3 protein-coding genes are annotated in these 1,969 nt (G+C 57.9%); all 3 read right to left on the bottom strand.

Annotation, left to right across the window (positions count from 1 at the left end; genetic code table 11):
* Positions 1–548: toprim domain-containing protein (locus ACRESJ_RS20825; protein ID WP_431759583.1), on the bottom strand; the 548-nt coding region annotated here is incomplete at its 3' end.
* A 114-nt stretch (positions 549–662) separates the two neighbouring features.
* Positions 663–899, bottom strand: a complete 237-nt coding sequence (locus ACRESJ_RS20820) for a DUF1653 domain-containing protein (RefSeq protein WP_007986363.1) — start codon at positions 897–899, stop codon at positions 663–665.
* Positions 900–997: 98 nt separating this feature from the next.
* Positions 998–1,969, bottom strand: a 972-nt coding sequence (fadA, locus tag ACRESJ_RS20815) for an acetyl-CoA C-acyltransferase FadA (RefSeq protein WP_431759582.1), incomplete at its 5' end; no start/stop codon positions are given.

Raw genomic sequence — 1,969 nt, 5'->3', positions numbered from 1 at the left:
CCCACGACGCGGTCGAGGAAGCGACGCGCCTGCTGGGCGTTGACGCGGTCGATATCCAGCTCGCCTGGTTTCGAGAAGGCTTCCTGAATCGCCTTCTTGGTGATTTCGTTGAACACCACGCGTTTGTAGCGGGTGTCGTCACCACCGATGGCTTCGCGCAGGTGCCAGGCAATGGCTTCCCCCTCGCGGTCCAAGTCGGTTGCGAGATAGATGGTGTCAGCATCCTTGGCGAGCCGGCGCAGCTCTTCGATGACTTTTTCCTTGCCCGGGAGGATCTCGTACTTGGCTTTCCAGCCATGATCCGGATCGACACCCATGCGCGCGACCAGCTGCTTGCGCGCTTTTTCTTTCGGCGACAGTGCCGGCGCTTCACCCGCAGCAGCCTTGCCGCGTTTGGCGACTGGCTCTTTGCTGGCGCTAGCCGAACCGCTGGTGGGCAGGTCTCGGATATGGCCGATACTCGACTTCACCACGTATTCGTTGCCCAAATACTTGTTGATGGTCTTGGCCTTAGCCGGGGATTCCACAATGACCAGCGATTTGCCCATGGATCAGAAAATTCCTGAATTCGAGAAGTGAAAGGCGATTGGCGCCTGACGCGGCACCGCTATATATAGTGGCAACAAGGTGAGGTCAAGCGCAGGGTCTTGCGCGAACTCAGCTTATGGCTTGGTAAAAAGGCTTTCTTCGGCCTGCACCAAAGCAAAGCGTGGCACCTGTTCACCGTCAACTTCGACGGACTCCAGGAACATGCTCAAGGGACGTACCCAAAAGCCGTAATCGCCATACAGGGCTTGATAGAAGACCACTTCTTCTTCGGTTTCCGAATGCCGCGCAACACTGAATACGCGGTACTGCGGACCTTTGTAATGTTGGTAGAGCCCGGGTTGTATCGGCATGCTTTGGCCCTCACTCAAATTTTTTCAAATAAAAAACAAAATAAATCCGGAAAAACAAAAACCGGGGCACTTGGCCCCGGCTTCCATCGACGAGACGCTTAAACGCGTTCGAAGACGGTGGAGATGCCTTGGCCGAGACCAATGCACATGGTGGCCACCCCGAAGGTGCCGCCATTCTGCTTCATCACATTGAGCAAAGTGCCGGAGATACGCGCACCGGAGCAACCGAACGGGTGGCCCAGGGCGATGGCGCCACCGTGCAGGTTAACCTTCTCGTTCATCTTGTCGAGCACTTTCAGATCTTTCAGCACTGGCAGGGCCTGTGCGGCGAAAGCTTCGTTGAGCTCGAAGAAGTCGATGTCGGAGATACCCAGACCCGCGCGCTTCAATGCTTTTTGTGTGGCCGGTACTGGACCATAGCCCATGATTGCCGGATCCACACCCGCCACTGCCATCGAGCGAATCACTGCCAGAGGCTGGATGCCCAGGTCCTGTGCGCGCTGCGCCGACATCACGATCATGCACGAAGCACCATCGGTGATCTGCGACGAAGTACCGGCTGTCACGGTGCCACCCTTCGGATTGAACGCCGGCTTCAGAGCCGCCAGGCTTTCCAGGGTGGTTTCCGGACGAATGGTTTCGTCGTAGTCGAAGGTTTTCAGGAAACCGTTCTCGTCGTAGCCCTGCATCGGGATGATTTCGTCTTTGAACTTGCCTTCCACGGTCGCCTTATGGGCGAGTTGGTGGGAGCGCACGCCGAAAGCGTCCTGTTGCTCGCGAGTGATGCCGTGCATTTTGCCCAGCATTTCCGCAGTCAGGCCCATCATGCCCGAGGCTTTCGCCGCGTACAGCGACATGTGCGGGTTCGGATCGACACCGTGCATCATGCTCACATGACCCATATGCTCGACGCCGCCGACGACGAATACGTCACCATTGCCGGTCATGATCGCTTGCGCAGCAGTGTGCAGAGCGCTCATCGACGAGCCGCACAGGCGGCTAACGGTCTGGCCGGCCGACGTGTGCGGGATCTGGGTCATCAGCGACGCCATGCGCGCGATGTTCCAGCC

Source organism: Pseudomonas sp., assembly GCF_050739655.1.
Taxonomy (GTDB): Bacteria; Pseudomonadota; Gammaproteobacteria; order Pseudomonadales; family Pseudomonadaceae; genus Aquipseudomonas.
This window is presented reverse-complemented; position numbering and strand designations above follow the sequence as displayed.